Below are 18,060 nucleotides of genomic sequence, written 5' to 3'. Positions count from 1 at the left end.
CATGCATGTATTTGAAAGAGGTATGCACCATTCATCTGTCCGCATTGCAAAAGAACGTTTGAAAAGCCTTCTTGTTTCGGACCGGGTGCAGTGTCAGCCAGATACTTATGAACTTTTGTGCGGAGAATTATACCACACAATCGGAAAATACATGAAGATAACCGAAGATAATTTTAAAGTGGAAATAACACGTTCACAGATTAGAATCAACTTGACAGGAGAAAAATCGTGAGATTACCAAAAAAGACAAAACCTTATCATTTAAAAGATGTGAAATTCGGTCTGGTCATTTCTGTTATTGCTATATCGATTATCGGAGTTATGGTAATCGGAAGTGCAAAGCAGGCAGTACAGGGAAGACAGATCATAGGACTTGTCGCCGGAGTGATCCTGATGATCATTCTTTCGATGATAGACTATGTATGGCTTCTGAACTTTTACTGGATTTTATACGGGATCAATATCATTGCACTGGTATGTGTAAAGCTGTTTGGAACCAATGTAAATGGTGCACAGCGGTGGATCGATATCGGAGTGACGAATTTTCAGCCATCAGAGCTCAGCAAAATACTGGTTGTCGTATTCTTTGCAAAATTTCTGATGAATCATGAGGATGATCTGAACAGTGCTGCAACCATCCTGAAAGCAGTAGGACTGATTGCACCAACACTGATCCTGATCGTTCTTCAGCCAGACCTTTCAACAACCTTATCCATAGCGCTTGTCTTTTGTGCTATGATGTATCTGGCGGGACTGAGTTATCGATTTATCGGAACCCTGATTGCGATTCTGGTTCCGGTTACGATTATTTTTATCAGTATTGTTGTACAGCCAAATCAGCCATTTCTGCACGATTATCAGCAAAAGCGTATTCTGGCATGGCTGGAACCGCAGAAATATGCAAGTGATGAAGCTTACCAGCAGAATAATGCAATTATGGCGATTGGTTCCGGACAGCTTACCGGTAAAGGACTGAATAATAATACAACCACATCCGTGAAGAATGGAAATTTTATTTCTGAGCCACAGACAGACTTTATTTTTGCAATTGTAGGTGAAGAATTAGGTTTTGTGGGTTGCTGTATCGTGATTGGTCTGTTATTATTGATTGTAGTACAATGCATATTGATAGGACTCAGGGCACAAGATCTGGCGGGGCGGATTATTTGCTGCGGTGTAGCCGCGCAGATAGGATTTCAGTCGTTTATCAATATCGGCGTGGCAACAGGAATCTTACCAAATACAGGAATTCCCCTTCCGTTTGTTAGTTACGGACTGACTTCGCTTATCAGCTTGTATATGGGAATTGGCATTGTATTAAATATAGGGCTTCAGCCTAAAAAATATCAGTAAAAGGAGCTGAGAAAATGAATATCGGACTTATTGCGCATGACTCTAAGAAAACACTGATGCAGAATTTCTGTATTGCATATCGTGGGATTTTGAGCAAGCATGAGTTGTATGCGACCGGTACAACCGGCCGGCTGATCGAAGAAGTTACTAATCTTTCTATTCACAAATATCTTGCGGGACCGCTGGGCGGCAAACAACAGCTCGGTGCGCAGATTGCACAGAATGGAATTGATGCTCTGATCTTTCTTCGGGATCCACAGAATCCAAAGCCACATGAACCGGATGTAAATGATGTCATTCGTCTTTGTGACATGCACAACATCCCGATGGCTACCAATCTTGCAACGGCAGAAATCATTATACTTGCATTAGACAGAGGAGACTTGGATTGGCGTGAGATGTATAAGTAGAGCAAAAAGTGCCGCACTGGTATGTGTGGCATCGATAAGTCTGTTTACAGGTGGTTGCATCGGAGGAAAAGGAGCAACACCTGTGACAGCATATGAACTTAAAAATTATAATCAGGATTTATACCAGGGAAAGCTTTATGCAGAGGAGCTGTGTGTAGCACAAAATGATGTGGCGTTAGAGGGATATACAGAAGATACTGAATTGCACAGTGCTGCATTATTTGATCTTACAGGAGAACGTGTATTATATTCTTATAAAGCGCATGAACGACTGTATCCTGCCAGTACAACCAAGATCATGACGGCACTTCTCGCTATTGAGAATGCAAATTTGGATGACCAGGTGACGATCAGTGGAAACGCAGATGCATCCAGTTTTTCGGCGGATGCACAGGTGTGCGGTCTTGCGAAAGGAGAAGTCTGGACACTCAGGGATCTTTTGGGAGCTCTTCTTTTGTATTCTGGAAATGATGCAGCAACTGCAATCGCGGAATATGTAGGTGGATCAGAAGAAGCGTTTGTTAATATGATGAACCGCAGAGCCCAGGAATTGATGGCGAACGGGACTCATTTTATGAATCCGCACGGACTGCATGATGACAATCATTATACAACAGCGTATGACCTTTATCTGATATTTAATGAGTGCATAAAGCATGAAGATTTTGTAAATATCATACAGAGTGAAGCATATACCGCATATTATACAGATGTGGACGGTAACAGCCAGGAGGCGTTGTTTACACCGACCAATCTCTATGCGCAGGGAGAGGTGGATGTGCCGGAGAATGTTACGATCGTAGGCGGGAAGACCGGGACAACGGATGAAGCAGGATATTGTCTGATTCTGATGGAAAAAGATTCCAGTGACAATCCATACATATCGATTGTTATGGGAGCCTCAGAAAAACCGGTTCTGTATGAGGATATGACATCATTGATCGAGGCAATCCCGTCTGGTCAGCAGTAAATGTGGTGTGTGAATCTTATCGTATACACAAAAAGGGGCATCTCTTGTCTGGGAGCCCCTTTCTTTTTTTCAAGCATGTAGAAAATACACCGAGATGGTATCAGGTACATTACCTGGGCGTATTAAGATTCGGACATGGATCCGATTCTACCAAAAAGACTGATCAGGTAGAGTCCACACAGTCCGACGATCGTGTAGACGATACGTGAGAGCCATGACATGTTTCCAAAAAGCCAGGCAATAAGATCCAGACGGAATATACCGATCAGAAGCCAGTTCACAGCACCGATGATCACGACGGTGAGTGCTGTATTATCAAACCATTTCATGTAAATATCCTCCTTATACGATTCTATGCGGTTAGTATGTGTTAAAATTTTGTAATTATTCATAAATGAGAGGAAAAATATGTTATATTATAAATATTCGGATTACCTGAAAAACAAATATGGTGAAAAAGTATACAAGCTTCCGGTGAACCTTCCGGTCACATGTCCGAACCGTCTTAACGGAGATGGATGTGCATTCTGTGCCGGTGCAGGAACCGGATTTGAGGCAATGTCGGCTGCAGTTTCTGTCACAGAACAGTTGACACGGACCAGACAGATGATCACGAGAAAATACCATGCCAACAAATATATTGCATATTTTCAGAATTATACCAATACCTTTCTTCCTCCGGACAGATTTCGCAGTTATCTGATGGAGGCTACCAAGATTCCGGGTGTCGTGGAGATATCTGTTTCCACAAGACCGGATTGTGTTTCGGCTGAGTATCTTGATATTATGAGAGATATCCGCGCGATGACCGGAATTCAGATGAATGTAGAACTTGGATTACAGACAGCAAATTATCATACACTGCAGATGATCGACAGGGGACATGGTCTTGCAGAATTTATCGATGCAGTACTGCGGATTAAAAGATATACTGGTATTTCAATCTGTACCCATGTGATTCTTAATCTTCCGGGAGATACGGCAGCGGATGCAAAAGAGACTGCAAGAATCCTTACTGCGCTTGGTGTGGATATTGTGAAACTGCATTCGCTTTATATTGCCAGAAATACACGGTTGTGCGATTGGTATGAAAATGGTAAAATAACGGTATGTTCAAAGGAAGAATATTTTGAAAGAGTGATTACGTTTCTTGAACAGATTCCGGAAACCGTGGCAGTAGAACGAATGTTTTCAAGAATTCCTGAGAAAGATGCGGTGTTCTGTAACTGGGGATGCAGCTGGTGGAGGCTGAGGGACGAACTGCTGCAGAAGATGGAAGAGGAAGGCAGGTATCAGGGCAGGTGCTGTGATTATCTGAATGGTGCGGCACTATGTCTGTTAAAATCCGAATAGATTTGGAGGCTTGATTTTTGGCTGGGAAAAAGAAGAATACGGAGGTCGTCAGCCTCCAGAAATATAAACGAAAAGGACATTTAAATATTGGTACGATTCTGTTTGGAATTATTTTTTTGTATCTTGTTTTTACCGTTCTGATCTATTTTACAAAAGACAGAGTGAGTGTATATGAGGTACGGGAAGGAAGCATTTTAAAAGACAGGAATCTTACCGGAATAGTTCTCAGAAAAGAAACGGTGGTGAATGCTGAAAAAAGCGGATATGTCAATTATTTTGTAGACGATGCACAGAAGGTTGCACTTGGAACCAATATTTACACCATTACGTCTTCCAAGCTCGAGACACAGACGGATCAGGACAGCAATGAAGAAGTTTCCCTGAATGCAGATGAATGGAACAGTATTCTGCTGAAGGCACAGGGATTTAATGAATCCTATTCACCGGAGGAGTTTAAGACGGCATCAAATCTGAAAAGTGAAGTAACAGCGATCTTACAGAACAATACGACACAGAGCAGGGTTGCACAGCTGAATTCTATTCTGCAGTCCGGAAATGTAGATGCATTTCAAAGCCCGGATGACGGAATCGTGGAGCTTTCGGTAGATGGCTATGAAAATCTGACGACAGATAATATCACGGATGAGATGTTTGATAAAGCAAATTACAGTGTCACAGAGCTTTCAGGCAACCAGAAGATTGATGCAGGGCAGCCGGTATATCGCCTGGTCACAGATGAAGAGTGGACGGTAACGGTACGCCTGACCTCTGATCTGGCACAAACCTTCCAGAAAAAAATGAACGGGGAAGATTCCCTTTCTGTTGAGGTCAGATTCCTGAAGGATAATAAGGACCTGTGGGGAACTATGCGACTTACGGAAAAGAAAAATGATATTTATGTCAATATTACTTTTAAGGATTCCATGATCCGGTATGCAGATGAACGGTTCGTGAATATTGAACTGATCCTGGAAGACGAGTCCGGGCTTAAGATTCCGAAAACCTCGGTAACGGAGAAAGACTGTTATGCTGTTCCGATAGATTATATCACGAGCGGCGGGGCTTCTCAGAACGAAGGTGTCTACAGGCAGACGACCAAAAAAGGAAAGACGACAACGGAATTTATTCCGGTGACGATCATTAACGAGGATACGGAATCGGGTATTGCATATCTGGATACAGAGAATCTGAAAAAAGGAGATACTCTTTTGTTGCCGGAATCTTCCGATACGATGGATCTTTTGAAAACCGAAAGCATCAAAGGAGTTTATAATGTCAATAAAGGCTATGCTGTATTCAAGCAGGTTCAGATCCTGAGTGAGAGTGATGAATACTATATTATTGCAGAAGGAAACAGCTACAGTCTATCCAATTATGATCATATTGCCCTGAACGGAGATTCTGTTCGGGATAATCAGATAGTAAGTCAATAAGAAATGGAGTGAAAGAAATGATCACAGAAAACTTAAAAGATGTGGAAGCGCGTGTATGCGCTGCATGCGAACGCTCCGGCAGAAAACGGGAGGATGTAACACTGATTGCTGTCAGCAAGACCAAACCGGTAGAAATGCTGGAAGAAGCGTATGCTTACGGTTGCCGTTATTTTGGTGAAAATAAAGTGCAGGAACTGGATGAAAAATATGACATAATGCCAAAGGATATTCACTGGCAGATGATTGGTCATCTGCAGCGCAACAAAGTAAAATATATCATCGATAAGGCAGAGCTGATCCATTCTGTTGATTCTATTCGTCTTGCGGAAACAATTGATAAAGAAGCAGCGAAAAAAGGTATTGTTGTAAATGTGCTTCTCGAAGTAAACATGGCAAAAGAAGATACAAAATTCGGTCTGATGCCAGAGGAAGTTATGGATTTTATTCATGAAATTGTCAGATTTCAACACATAAAAGTACAAGGATTGATGACAATTGCTCCGTTTGTAGAAAACCCGGAAGAAAATCGTATACATTTTGCAAACTTACGAAAATTATCTGTTGACATTGCAAAGGAAAAAGTTGATAATGTTAACATGAGTATTCTTTCAATGGGGATGACCAATGATTTTGAAGTTGCTATAGAAGAGGGAGCCACCATGGTTCGGATAGGGACAGCAATTTTTGGCGAGCGAAATTATGCTCATCAGATTTAGATACCACAGATAGGAGTGTATAAGAAAAATGGGAGTATTAGATAAGTTTTTAGACGTTATGAAATTAAACGGCGACGATGATGAGTATGATGATGATTTCTACGATGAAGATGACGATTTTGAAGATGAGTCATATGAAGAAGAGAAGCCAAAAAAGAATATTTTTGGAAAGAAAGATAAACCGGCTGCTTACGAAGAAGAAGAGGAAGATTATCAGCTTAAAAAATCAGGTCGTTCAAATAAAGTCACCCCGATGCGCCAGCCTTCTACACGCAGAAATGCTCCTGCAATGGAAGTTTGTGTAATCAAACCAAACGCAATGGATGATACACGTGAGATTACAGAGACTCTTCTCGCGGGAAGAACTGTTATTTTGAATCTGGAAGGTATGGATCTTGAGATCGCGCAGAGAATTATTGATTTCACATCAGGATCTGCTTTTGCAATTGATGGTAATCTTCAGAAGATTTCAAGTTATATTTTTCTGGTAACACCGGCAAATGTTGATATTTCCGGCGATATGCAGGATCTTCTGAATACTTCGTTCGATGTGCCGATCCAGAACCGTTACTAGAAGAAAGAAGACAGGGTATGGAAAAAGAAGAGACTTTACTTCGCAAACGTCTGATTGAGCTGTCTAACAATGCTTATCAGAGAGGAATCATTATGTATTCCGATTTCCTGAACCTGAATGAACTGAATATATTACATACTACGCCGAAGGATTCTTTCCCTGTTCCATACAGGACCTTTGGCGGGTATGATCCGTCAGAGCGTCAGATGGCAGCATTTCTACCTGATGCTTTTTATATGTATATGGATGAGGAAAGTATCCGCAGTACATATCCGATCCGCATTCTGAAGATCAGTCCGCTACAGCCGAAATTTGCTGAGGAATTATCACACAGAGATTATCTGGGTGCACTTCTGAACCTTGGGATCACACGGGCAAAGACGGGAGATATTCTGATTCACGATAAGGAAGCTTATGTTTTTGTACATCAGGAACTGACGGAGTTTCTTGTAAAAGAACTGACCAGGGTACGTCATACAACCGTTCGTGCCGTAGAAGTAGAAAATGCAGATTTTAAATGGGAGCCAAAGTACGAAGAGATTAAGGGGACTGTTGCGTCAGTACGCCTGGATTCCCTTCTTTCACTGGCTTTTTCTTCGTCCAGAAGTAAACTTACTGCATTGATTGAGGCTGGGCGTGTATATGTAAACGGAAAGCTGATTACCAGTAATGGATATCATGTAAAGGACAACGATATCATTTCCGTAAGACAGATGGGACGTTTTCAGTACGAAGGAGTTCTTTCCGAGACAAAAAAGGGACGTTATTATGTTACAATCCGAAAGTATATCTAATGGCATTAGCAGTAAAGGAGAGCATATGAAGAACAGACCAGGGTTAAAACAATATATTTTTGCAGCACTTGGAATCGTAATCCTGGTGCTTCTGGATCAGTATACAAAGCTTCTGGCAATTGCACATTTGAAGGAGCAGTCTGCATTTGTGTTGTGGAATAATGTTTTTGAATTGCATTATCTTGAAAACAGAGGAGCTGCATTTGGGATTTTTCAGAACCAGCGATGGTTCTTTGTCATCATGACCGTTGTGATTCTTGTTGTTGTGAGCTGGTTTTATGGCAGAACTCCGATAGAAAAAAGATATCTGCCACTCAGAATCTGCATGATCGTTCTGACAGCCGGAGCAATCGGGAATTTTATTGACCGTCTGACCAGAGGATATGTGGTTGACTTTTTTTATTTTTCACTGATTGATTTTCCGATTTTCAATGTGGCGGATATTTATGTGACTGTGACGTTTATCGTTCTGGTTCTGCTGATCTTTTTTTATTATAAGGACGAAGATTTTTCTATTTATTCGCGCAGACAGGAGCAGAAACATGCAGATTAAAGAATTTCAGAGTGAAGAAAATGCAGGGGAGAGAATCGACAAATTTCTCACAGAGAAAGTGCCGGAGCTTTCCCGTTCTTATATTCAAAAACTGATAAAAGAAAAAAATGTAAAGGTAAATTCCACAGTAATCAAATCTAACTATAAGGTTGCAAAAGGAGATCAAATTCAGATTACGATACCGGATTTGACGGAACCGGATATCCTGCCGGAAAATATACCATTGGATATTCTCTATGAGGATGATGATATCCTGGTGGTTAATAAGCCGAAAGGTATGGTAGTGCACCCGGCAGCAGGTCATTATACCGGAACCCTGGTCAATGCGATCATGTATCATTGCAAAGACCGTCTTTCAGGAATCAACGGTGTAATGCGTCCGGGAATCGTACACAGGATCGATATGGATACTACCGGTTCTCTTCTGGTATGTAAAAATGATACCGCACACCAGATCCTTGCAGAGCAGTTAAAAGAGCACAGCATTAAGCGGATTTATCATGCGATTGTACACGGTAATATCAAAGAGGATTCCGGTACTGTGAATGCGCCGATCGGACGCCATCCGATTGACCGGAAGAAAATGAGTATCAATGAGAAAAACGGCAGAAATGCAGTGACACACTACCGGGTCCTGGAGCGGTTTGGCGATTATACTTATATTGCCTGTGAGCTCGAAACCGGTCGCACACATCAGATCCGTGTGCATATGGCAAGTATCCATCATCCGTTGCTTGGAGACTGTGTATATGGTCCGGCAAAATGTCCGTGGACACTACAGGGGCAGACACTTCATGCGAAAATTCTTGGAATTATCCATCCGAGAACCGGAAAATATATGGAATTTGATGCCCCACTTCCGGAATATTTTGAAAATTTATTGAAAAAACTACGCAAAATGTCATGAAAATCTATACATTTATTATGAATTGTTATATAATATGTATAGGATAATTATGGAATAATGACCTGCAAAGGAGCGTGACGTTTATGAGTAAAACACATACAATTATAACAATAGGTCGTCAGTTTGGAAGCGGAGGACGCGAGATTGGAAAACGTCTGGCAGATGAACTGGAAATTGAGTTTTATGATAAAGAATTGTTGTCACGGGCAGCAAAGGACAGTAAGATATGCAAAGAGCTTTTTGAGACACATGATGAAAAACCGACGAACAGTTTTCTCTATTCATTGGTAATGGATACATATTCTATGGGATTTGCATCCGGTTCTGTCAATGAAATGCCACTAAATCACAAGATTTTCCTTGCGCAGTTTGATGCGATCAAAAAGATTGCGGAGGAAGGACCGTGTGTACTGGTAGGAAGATGTGCGGATTATGCACTGGAAGAGCGGGATGATGTACTAAGTGTATTCATTCATGCAGATCTGGAAGACAGGATTAAAAATGTAGCAAAGCTGAATGAACTGACAGATAACAAAGCAAAAGATCTGATACATAAGACAGATAAACGCAGGGCAAGCTATTACAATTATTATACCAACAAAAAATGGGGCGATGCCGAAAGTTATGATATTTGTATAAACAGTTCCAAGTTTGGTGTTGACGGATGTGTGAAAGCTATCAAAGATTTTCTTGAATTAAAGGCAAGCTTGGAAGAGTAAGAACAGAGATTATAATGTTATAAGACGGGGGAAATAAAAATCCCCCGTTTTTTAGACCTGTAGCAAAATACTTATGTTCTGATAATTTCGGAACACAGGCATTATAGTGTCAAATAAAGAGAAGAAAGAGGAGACAAGAAAACATGAAATTTGTAATTCAGAGAGTAACACATGCCGAGGTTGCGGTAGAAGGAGAAGTGATCGGAAAGATTGGAAAAGGATTTATGGTGCTGATCGGAGTGGCACAGGATGATACCAGAGTGATTGCAGACAAAATGGTAAAGAAGTTGACAGGACTTCGCATTTTTGAAGATGAGAACGGAAAGACCAATCTTGCCCTGAAGGATGTGGATGGAGAACTTCTTCTGATTTCCCAGTTTACCTTATATGCAAACTGTAAAAAAGGATTCCGCCCAAGTTTTATTGAGGCAGGTGCACCGGATATGGCAAATGAACTGTATGAATATATTATTGAAGAATGTAAGAAAGTGATCCCGGTTGTGGAAAGAGGAAGCTTTGGTGCAGATATGAAGGTGTCTCTTTTAAATGACGGTCCATTTACGATCGTGCTGGATTCGGAACAGATTTGTTAAAATATTATTTGGTTTCTAAAGATGTATCGTGTATAATAGAATACAGATGGAATACACAAGAAAGTGGGGAATGTAATAATGAGTTATGAAGCATTAAACAGCAGGATTATGGAGATGAAGGATGAAATTCTTGCTGGAATTCAACAGAACATGAGAATTGAAAGCGTGCGTGGTGAGGCACAGCCAGACGCGCCATATGGTCCTGGACCGAAGGCTGCTCTGGAAGATGCCCTTGAACTTGGCCGCAAACTTGGCTTCAAGGTTGGGCAGGCAGACAATCGTATCGGCTGGGTAGAATATGGAGAAGGAAAAGAGATGGTAGGCGTTCTCGGTCATGTAGACGTTGTACCGGCTGGTGATACCGGCTGGACTTATCCTGCCTATGGTGCCGAGATCCACGATGGAATCCTTTGGGGAAGAGGATGTCTGGATGATAAGGGACCTATCATTGGATCAATTTACGCATTGAAGGCGATCCGTGACCTGAATCTTTCAATTGACCGTAGAATCCGTGTTATTTTTGGATCTGATGAGGAATGTGGCTCTTCATGTGCGGCGTATTACGTAGAGAACGGATATGAGATGCCGACGATCGGATTTACTCCGGATGCAGATTTTCCGGTTATTTTCTGTGAAAAAGGAACGACCGGTATCAAAGGTGGTTCTAAGGTTTATGACAAAGGGCATATCGAAGTGGAATATTTCGGCGGTGGAATCGCTGATAATGTCGTGATTCCAACTTGTAAACTGGTCGTAAAAGGAGACATTAAGGTAACAGAGACAGAAGGAATTACTGTGACGCATGAAAACGGAAAAACAATCGTTGAAGCGGTGGGAAGAAGTGCACATGGAAGTACCCCGCATCTTGGTGTAAATGCAGCAATTCTTCTTTTGAATGCAGTGAAAGAGAATGAATTTGGTGGAGAATTCCAGCAACTGATGGAATTTCTTCTGAAAGAGATCGGAACGGAGACAAATGGAGAATCACTGGGAGTACATTATGTGGATGAAGAAACTGGTGAGACAACCGTAAACCTTGGTATCGTTTATTATGATGGAGAAGAGACATATTTTACATTAGATGTCCGTTATCCAAAAAATGCAGATCCGAAAGTTGTTGATGATACACTGATCAATCATATCAACAGTTACACATTCGATGTGCTCCGGAAAAATAACCACAAAATTCTTTATGTACCAAAAGACTCTGAACTGGTGACGAAGCTCGTTCATGTATATGAAGAAGAGACCGGCGAGCACCTGGAACCACTTGCAATCGGTGGTGGAACTTACGCAAAGAAATTCCCGAACATGGTTGCATTCGGACCGGTATTTCCAGGTGAAGCAGACGTGATCCATCAGCCAGATGAACATGTGGAAGTAGAAAAGCTTCTCCGTGCACTGCAGATTACGGCAGCAGCGATGTACGAACTTGCAAAAAAATAGTAGGAAACAGTACTGACTGGATCATCTGGATATGTCATATATAGATACGAGCATCGAAGGGTGAGTTGTTCAATGGAAACAATAGCCGGATAAGATGACAGGTTGAGAATACCTGTATATTTTATCCGGCTTTTTTGATGCATTTGAAAAAATATTTATGATAGTAAGAGAAAAAAGGATATGGAGAAGAACATATATAAAAAACAGGTGATTACTTGCAAAAAGCACTTCTATCTGAGATGCTTCTGCAAGTAATCACCTGTTTTTTAAAAATTAACGGAAGAAGCGCATAACAGCAGCAACTTTCCCTAAAATCGTAACATCTTCAAGGATAAATGGTTCCATTGCATCATTCTCCGGCTGAAGACGGATCACACCTTCTTCTCGGTAAAACGTCTTTACCGTTGCACCGTCATCAATCAGAGCAACAACCATGTCACCGTTCTCTGCAGTTGCCTGCTTTTCCACAATGACATAATCTCCATCCAGTATACCGGCATTTATCATACTTTCACCCTGAACTTTCAGCATAAAGAGTTCTTTATTTGATGAAATATATTCAGTAGGAACAGGATAGTAATCTTCAATATTCTCCTGTGCAAGAACCGGTTCTCCTGCAGCTACATGGCCTACGATCGGAATCTGAACCATCTCACGTCTTGTGAGATTAAATGAATCATCCAGAATCTCGATTGCACGTGGTTTGGTTGGGTCACGTCGTATGTATCCGTTCTTCTCAAGAGTCTCGAGATGAGAGTGTACAGAAGAAGTTGACTTCAGATTCACAGCATCACAGATCTCACGTACAGCCGGTGGAAAACCACGTTGCAGGATCTGGGACTTAATATATTCAAGTATCTCTTCCTGTTTCTTGCTAATATTACCTTTACTCATAAAAGACCTCCTAAATCTGTATCTATATCAATTTGAATTATTATCCGAACTATTAAAATTATCATATCATACAGAAGAAAAAATAGCAAACAAATGTTTAGAAAATACGTTCGATTTGCATATTGACAAACGTATGTTCTTGCTGTATATTGATAACAGAACAGTTGTTCGGGAACATGCTTTCTGGTATATAGGAGAACTGAAAAGATTACAGAAGAAAAGGGAGGAATTTATCATGAGATCAGAGAAAAGAAAAGATATGTATGCAGATCGATATCATGCAGGAGCAAAAGGACAGAAGCACTGTCATTATGCAAAGCACCGTAAGACGAATTCTATCAGACGGTTTGTGACAGGGATTGCGGCTCTGGTGATGGTTATGTCATTGAGTTTTGGATTTGGAAGCTTTTTCTCCAGTGCGCACGATAGCAAAGCTGAAGAACCTTCCGGAGAGAGATATTATAAAAGTGTCCAGCTTGAAAAAGGGGATTCACTCTGGAGCATTGCACAAAGATACAGACGAACAGAAGATTCCATATATGAATATATGGATGAGCTGGCAGAAGCAAATCATTTAAGTTTAAAAGACAGGAATAATCTCCAGGAAGGAGACTATCTGGTTGTTTCGTATTATGGAGATGATTCTGTTTATTAAAGACCATCTGTGCTGTCAGGTAGCAGCGAATAATCTGCCTGACAGCACATTATATACACTCTATTTTTTATAAAAGTCTAAAAGACTAAGACATTCTTAAGGTCTCTAACCAAGATCCCATCGCTCACCCCGTCTTAGTCTTTCCGGACTTTTTAATTTTATACTAAGAAATTTTATATTTTTAAGGCTATACTTGATTTTACTAGTGACTTTAAAGGATTATCATGATAAAATCAAACAGGTGTATTTAATTTTAGAATAAAAGAGGAGATTTTGTTATGGATAATCATAAAAAAAGGAGTACATTTTCCGGTAAATTAGGATATGTACTGTCAGCAGCAGGAGCTTCTGTAGGTCTTGGAAATATCTGGAGGTTTCCTTATCTTGCGGCGAAATATGGCGGAGGAATTTTTCTGCTTATCTATATTCTGTTAGCCCTTACTTTCGGTTATACGATGATAATTGCTGAATCAGCAATTGGCCGTATGACAAGAAAAAGTCCGGTAGGTGCGTTCAAATCTTTTGGAAAGTCAAAATGGATTTCTTTTGGTGGATGGATTAATGCGATTATTCCGGTTCTGATTGTACCATATTATTCTGTAATTGGAGGATGGGTTATCAAGTACCTTTTGGAATATGTAAAAGGGAACAGCAGTAGTCTGGCTCAAGATGGATATTTTTCAGAGTTTATTTCAAATGGATTTTCTACAGAAATCTGTTTTATCATATTCTGTCTGATTACACTGATTATTATTTATGCAGGTGTTCGGAATGGAATTGAGCGTGTTTCAAAGTTTATGATGCCGATTTTGATCGTGCTTTCGCTGATCATTACCATTTACTCAGTAACACGACCAGGTGCAATGGAAGGCGTGAAGTATTTTCTGGTGCCAAATCTAAAGAATTTCTCATGGATGTCTGTGGTAGCTGCTATGGGACAGATGTTTTATTCCCTATCGATCGCTATGGGAATTTTGATCACATTTGGTTCTTATATGAAGAAAGATATTTCGATTGAAGATTCTACAAGAAATGTAGAAGTATTTGATACAGCGATTGCAATTATGGCAGGACTTATGATCATCCCAGCCGTATTTGCGTTTTCAGGTGGAAATCCGGATACGTTACAGGCAGGGCCGGCACTGATGTTTATTACAATACCAAAGGTGTTTGAGAATATGGGATTGGGAACAGCAATTGGAATTCTGTTCTTTCTGCTTGTTCTTTTTGCTGCGCTGACAAGCTCAATCGCATTGACAGAGAGTGCAGTATCTACATTTGAAGATGAAATCGGCTGGAGTCGTAAAAAGTCTACTGTGCTTGTTGGTGTGATTATGATAGTATTAGGAAGTTTATCTTCACTTGGATATGGACCACTTGCATTTGTGAAAATTATTGGTATGCAGTTCCTGGATTTCTTTGATTTTCTGACTAATTCGGTAATGATGCCGATCGCGGCACTGATGACAAGCCTTTTGGTAGCTAGAGTTGTTGGGGTAAAGAAGATAGAAGAAGAGATTATTCATGGAGAAAATGCATTCCGCAGAAAGAAGATTTTTGCTGTTATGATTAAATATCTGTGTCCAATCTTTGTTCTGATTATTTTGATCAGTTCTGTGGCGAATGCATTTGGATGGATTTCCATGTAGAATAATATGTGAAAAAAGGAGTGTAAAGAAATGGAACAGATGAAAGTTGGAATTATCGGTGCTGGGCGAATTGCAGCAAATATGGCGAAAACACTGGACGGTATGGACGATGCGGCTGCATATGCCGTTGCTGCAAGAAATCTTGACAGAGCGCAGAAATTTGCCAAAGAATGGGGATTTGAAAAGGCATATGGCTCATACGAAGAACTGGTAAATGATCCGGAAGTAGAGTTGATTTATATCGCGACACCACATCCGTTTCATATAGAACATGCCAAACTTTGTATCAATCATGGGAAACCGGTACTTTGTGAAAAACCATTTACTGTAAATGCTGTTGGAGCAAAAGAAGTATTTGCTCTCGCAAAGGAAAAAGAAGTCTTTATTACGGAGGCAATTTGGACAAGATACCTTCCATCCCGTAAAATAATCGATGATATTATTGCAAGTGGTGAAATCGGAGAAATAAAGGGGATTTCAGCAAATCTCGGATATGATATGCATACAAAAGAACGTCTGATCGATCCGAAGCTTGCCGGTGGAGCGCTATTAGATGTAGGTATTTACCCACTGAATTTTGCAAGCATGGTTTTAGGCGATGATGTTGAAGAAACGCTTTCTTCCTGCGTAAAATTTGACAGTGGAGTGGATGCACAGAATTCCATTATTCTGAAATACAAAAATGGATCGATGGCTTCTATACAAAGCAGTGCACTTACCGGTACAGAACAATATGGTATGATATATGGGACCAAGGGGTATCTGATTGCGGAAAATATTAATGATATTACAGCGGTAAAAGTATATACACCGGATCGGGAATTTGTAAGGGAAATTACAATGCCAGAACAGATCACTGGGTTTGAATATGAAGTACGCGCTTCTATGAAGGCTATCCGTGAAGGAAAACTTGAATGTACGGAAATGCCGCATGAAGAAAGTATTCGCATCATGGAACAGATGGATGGACTTAGAAAAGACTGGGGGATTGAATATCCATTTGAAAAAGGAAACAGACCGTGCTAGTAATTATAATTAGCTGTCCCTGGCAAAAAGTTGTCTTGGGACAGCAGTATTTTGAATAACAAATCTATACGACAAATACCGATTTTTCCAAAAGATATAGACAAATCTTCCGAAACCATGCTATAATCATACCTATATCGGGGAAATTTATGGAATTTAGGAGGTTCTTAGGATCATGCCATCTGATACAAAAACATACCAGGAAGAAACTTATATTGATAATACTATTCGTCTTCGTGGTGTTTTAAACACCATGCCTGACTTTGCACGTGATTATTTTCGTGCCATTGAACCAACCACATCACCAAAGACACGAATATCGTATGCATATGACATCCGTTTGTTCTTTCAGTTTTTAATTGAAGAAAATCCTGTTTATAAACATCACTCAATTAAGGACTTTCAGGTACAGGATCTGGAAGCTATTCAGCCGGTTGATATTGAGGAATATCTGGAATATCTGAAGGTCTATGATACTACAGATGTTCATACCAAAGAAACCAAACAGGTCACAAACTCTGAACGCGGCTTATTCCGCAAAATGTCTGCATTACGCAGCTTTTATAATTATTTCTTTAAAAGACAGATAATTCAGAAAAATCCGACCTTATTTGTAGATATGCCGAAGCTACATGATAAGGCGATCATACGTTTGGATACCGATGAGGTTGCAAAGCTTTTGGATTATGTGGAATCCTGTGGTTCCAAATTAACCGGTCAGGCACTCTCCTATTATAATAAGACGAAAGAACGTGATATTGCGATCATTACTCTTCTACTTGGAACAGGTATTCGAGTATCGGAGTTAGTTGGACTGGACCTGTCAGATGTGGATTTCAACAATAATGGGGTCATGGTGACACGAAAAGGTGGAAGCCAGATGGTTGTTTATTTTGGTGAAGAGGTGGAAAAAGCACTTCGCAATTATCTGGAGACATACCGTAAAGCGGTAACGCCCCTTGCTGGCTATGAAAATGCTCTGTTTTTATCAACCCAAAGACGCCGGATCGGTGTGCAGGCGGTTGAAAATATGGTTAAAAAGTATGCCAGTCAGATTACAAATAAAAGAATCACGCCACATAAGCTCAGAAGTACCTATGGTACTGCCCTTTATAAGGAAACGGGGGATATTTACCTGGTAGCGGATGTTCTGGGGCACAAAGATGTCAATACAACGAAAAAGCACTACGCTGCAATCGATGAAGACAGACGACGTAGTGCTGCAAATGTGGTAAAATTGCGGGAACCGTAAATTGTCAAAGCTCGGTAAAACTTATTGTTTCTTTACTCTTAATGTCCTTAAATAGATCTTCTGTTCCGGCGTGATCCGGTAGCTTTCAATTGCTTTCTGAATCGTCTTATTATGTGTCCAGGTGTCCAGCCTTTTCTCTTCCAGATAAGGAATGATCTGGTCATACTGCTTTGCAAGAGCGGTAGCAAAATACCAGGCACGCATCATGTTTACATAATATTCGTCCGATTTAACTTCGGCTACCTTTTTGGGATATTCCGGTTTAAACTGTTCATCCAGATAATACCGCATCAGCATTCCAATTCCAAAACGGACGATATAAGGGTGATCCGATGCTATCCAGCGGCAGACTTCCTGGATAAATATGTCCAGATGTTTTTTTACTGTCGGGAGCGCGATCATATCACAGGTTGCCCAGTTATCTATATACGAGAGAAAACGGTCCAGTGCGGCAATACAGGATGGGTACGCTTTAATCTGTTCAATCAGCAGTCCATGAAGGTTGTTTTCTTCATAATATTTATGTGGAAGCACTTCAAGAAATGCAGAAACATTGTCTGTTTTACCGAATTTTTTTGCGTATGCGCGCAAAGAAGGAATCCGCACACCGATGACGGTTTCCTTATTGACTGTCGGCATCAGTTTTGCCTGAAAATCCCGATAAACAAGATCCTGTATTGCAAAGAGATCTGCTTGTACATTTTCTATTACTTCTCTACTGCTCATTTGTCATTTCCTCCTGAAATCTTGTAGATTTATAATT

Annotated in this window: 20 protein-coding genes and 1 pseudogene; 18 read left to right on the top strand and 3 right to left on the bottom strand. The window is 40.6% G+C overall.

The features are described 5' to 3' along the window. The first annotated feature begins 1 nt into the window (after nucleotide 1). The 4 genes from PGZ10_RS10250 to PGZ10_RS10235 are packed head-to-tail and all read left to right on the top strand — an operon-like array spanning nucleotide 2 to nucleotide 2,733. Nucleotides 2-232 (top strand): cell division topological specificity factor MinE, encoded by a 231-nt coding sequence (locus tag PGZ10_RS10250; RefSeq protein ID WP_022221008.1) that lies wholly within the window; start codon nucleotides 2-4, stop codon nucleotides 230-232. Then, nucleotides 229-1,353 carry an FtsW/RodA/SpoVE family cell cycle protein gene (locus PGZ10_RS10245; protein WP_055157102.1) on the top strand — a complete coding sequence of 375 codons (1,125 nt, stop codon included), beginning with the start codon at nucleotides 229-231 and terminating at the stop codon, nucleotides 1,351-1,353. Before PGZ10_RS10250 ends, PGZ10_RS10245 begins: the two co-directional genes overlap by 4 nt. A gap of 14 nt (nucleotides 1,354-1,367) precedes the next feature. After that, nucleotides 1,368-1,763 carry a methylglyoxal synthase gene (locus PGZ10_RS10240; protein WP_008370250.1) on the top strand — a complete coding sequence of 132 codons (396 nt, stop codon included), beginning with the start codon at nucleotides 1,368-1,370 and terminating at the stop codon, nucleotides 1,761-1,763. Continuing rightward, nucleotides 1,747-2,733 carry a D-alanyl-D-alanine carboxypeptidase family protein gene (locus PGZ10_RS10235; protein WP_243014308.1) on the top strand — a complete coding sequence of 329 codons (987 nt, stop codon included), beginning with the start codon at nucleotides 1,747-1,749 and terminating at the stop codon, nucleotides 2,731-2,733. Before PGZ10_RS10240 ends, PGZ10_RS10235 begins: the two co-directional genes overlap by 17 nt. 122 nt (nucleotides 2,734-2,855) lie before the next feature. Here PGZ10_RS10235 and PGZ10_RS10230 read toward each other — a convergent pair whose 3' ends face one another. Then, complete coding sequence (locus PGZ10_RS10230; RefSeq protein ID WP_022221010.1) at nucleotides 2,856-3,062, bottom strand: DUF378 domain-containing protein; 207 nt, start codon at nucleotides 3,060-3,062, stop codon at nucleotides 2,856-2,858. A 79-nt stretch (nucleotides 3,063-3,141) separates the two neighbouring features. Here PGZ10_RS10230 and PGZ10_RS10225 point away from each other — a divergent pair, with 79 nt between their 5' ends. The 10 genes from PGZ10_RS10225 (at nucleotide 3,142) to pepV (ending at nucleotide 11,821) form a co-directional block, all read left to right on the top strand. Next, a complete protein-coding gene (locus PGZ10_RS10225; protein ID WP_118198277.1) occupies nucleotides 3,142-4,086 on the top strand; it encodes a TIGR01212 family radical SAM protein in 945 nt (314 codons plus the stop codon). Nucleotides 4,087-4,103: 17 nt separating this feature from the next. Then, complete coding sequence (locus tag PGZ10_RS10220; RefSeq protein ID WP_118198276.1) at nucleotides 4,104-5,519, top strand: HlyD family efflux transporter periplasmic adaptor subunit; 1,416 nt, start codon at nucleotides 4,104-4,106, stop codon at nucleotides 5,517-5,519. Nucleotides 5,520-5,536: 17 nt separating this feature from the next. Continuing rightward, complete coding sequence (locus PGZ10_RS10215; protein ID WP_008370261.1) at nucleotides 5,537-6,235, top strand: YggS family pyridoxal phosphate-dependent enzyme; 699 nt, start codon at nucleotides 5,537-5,539, stop codon at nucleotides 6,233-6,235. 28 nt (nucleotides 6,236-6,263) lie between these two features. Continuing rightward, on the top strand, nucleotides 6,264-6,809 hold the full coding sequence (locus tag PGZ10_RS10210) for a cell division protein SepF (RefSeq protein ID WP_008370263.1): 546 nt from the start codon (nucleotides 6,264-6,266) through the stop codon (nucleotides 6,807-6,809). Nucleotides 6,810-6,826: 17 nt separating this feature from the next. After that, on the top strand, nucleotides 6,827-7,603 hold the full coding sequence (locus PGZ10_RS10205; RefSeq protein WP_008370265.1) for a YlmH/Sll1252 family protein: 777 nt from the start codon (nucleotides 6,827-6,829) through the stop codon (nucleotides 7,601-7,603). A 25-nt stretch (nucleotides 7,604-7,628) separates the two neighbouring features. Then, complete coding sequence (lspA, locus tag PGZ10_RS10200) at nucleotides 7,629-8,156, top strand: signal peptidase II (RefSeq protein ID WP_270541345.1); 528 nt, start codon at nucleotides 7,629-7,631, stop codon at nucleotides 8,154-8,156. Continuing rightward, nucleotides 8,146-9,063, top strand: coding sequence for an RluA family pseudouridine synthase (locus PGZ10_RS10195; protein ID WP_022221013.1), 918 nt, complete (start codon nucleotides 8,146-8,148; stop codon nucleotides 9,061-9,063). Before lspA ends, PGZ10_RS10195 begins: the two co-directional genes overlap by 11 nt. Before the next feature lie 83 nt (nucleotides 9,064-9,146). Next, on the top strand, nucleotides 9,147-9,782 hold the full coding sequence (locus PGZ10_RS10190) for a cytidylate kinase-like family protein (RefSeq protein WP_270541343.1): 636 nt from the start codon (nucleotides 9,147-9,149) through the stop codon (nucleotides 9,780-9,782). Between the two features lie 143 nt (nucleotides 9,783-9,925). Beyond that, nucleotides 9,926-10,375: a D-aminoacyl-tRNA deacylase gene (gene dtd, locus PGZ10_RS10185; protein WP_055157091.1), complete on the top strand. Its 450-nt coding sequence runs from the start codon at nucleotides 9,926-9,928 to the stop codon at nucleotides 10,373-10,375. 78 nt (nucleotides 10,376-10,453) lie between these two features. Beyond that, on the top strand, nucleotides 10,454-11,821 hold the full coding sequence (gene pepV / locus PGZ10_RS10180) for a dipeptidase PepV (RefSeq protein WP_117558351.1): 1,368 nt from the start codon (nucleotides 10,454-10,456) through the stop codon (nucleotides 11,819-11,821). A 273-nt stretch (nucleotides 11,822-12,094) separates the two neighbouring features. Here pepV and lexA read toward each other — a convergent pair whose 3' ends face one another. Then, the gene (gene lexA, locus PGZ10_RS10175; protein ID WP_055157087.1) at nucleotides 12,095-12,715 is read right to left on the bottom strand and encodes a transcriptional repressor LexA; all 621 of its coding nucleotides are present in this window, start codon (nucleotides 12,713-12,715) and stop codon (nucleotides 12,095-12,097) included. Nucleotides 12,716-12,950: 235 nt separating this feature from the next. Between lexA and PGZ10_RS10170 the strand changes: the two genes are divergently transcribed. The 4 genes and pseudogenes from PGZ10_RS10170 to PGZ10_RS10155 all read left to right on the top strand — a co-directional run bounded on the left by PGZ10_RS10170 (nucleotide 12,951) and on the right by PGZ10_RS10155 (nucleotide 17,297). Further along, nucleotides 12,951-13,370 (top strand): LysM peptidoglycan-binding domain-containing protein, encoded by a 420-nt coding sequence (locus tag PGZ10_RS10170; RefSeq protein ID WP_055157086.1) that lies wholly within the window; start codon nucleotides 12,951-12,953, stop codon nucleotides 13,368-13,370. 278 nt (nucleotides 13,371-13,648) lie between these two features. After that, the gene (locus tag PGZ10_RS10165) at nucleotides 13,649-15,019 is read left to right on the top strand and encodes a sodium-dependent transporter (protein WP_117834759.1); all 1,371 of its coding nucleotides are present in this window, start codon (nucleotides 13,649-13,651) and stop codon (nucleotides 15,017-15,019) included. 27 nt (nucleotides 15,020-15,046) lie between these two features. Then, a pseudogene (locus PGZ10_RS16840) lies at nucleotides 15,047-16,045 on the top strand (Gfo/Idh/MocA family protein); the annotation flags it as partial. 175 nt (nucleotides 16,046-16,220) lie between these two features. Next, on the top strand, nucleotides 16,221-17,297 hold the full coding sequence (locus tag PGZ10_RS10155; protein WP_055157081.1) for a tyrosine-type recombinase/integrase: 1,077 nt from the start codon (nucleotides 16,221-16,223) through the stop codon (nucleotides 17,295-17,297). 21 nt (nucleotides 17,298-17,318) lie between these two features. Here the strand turns inward: PGZ10_RS10155 and PGZ10_RS10150 are convergent, their stop codons facing one another. Next, the gene (locus PGZ10_RS10150) at nucleotides 17,319-18,023 is read right to left on the bottom strand and encodes a DNA alkylation repair protein (RefSeq protein ID WP_270541341.1); all 705 of its coding nucleotides are present in this window, start codon (nucleotides 18,021-18,023) and stop codon (nucleotides 17,319-17,321) included. Nucleotides 18,024-18,060 lie beyond the last annotated feature (37 nt).

Source organism: Coprococcus sp. AF102-57, from assembly GCF_027686195.1.
In the GTDB taxonomy this organism is placed as follows: domain Bacteria; phylum Bacillota; class Clostridia; order Lachnospirales; family Lachnospiraceae; genus Allocoprococcus; species Allocoprococcus comes.
The sequence above is the reverse complement of the archived record's forward strand: the minus strand, read 5'-3'. Positions and strand labels throughout refer to the sequence as shown.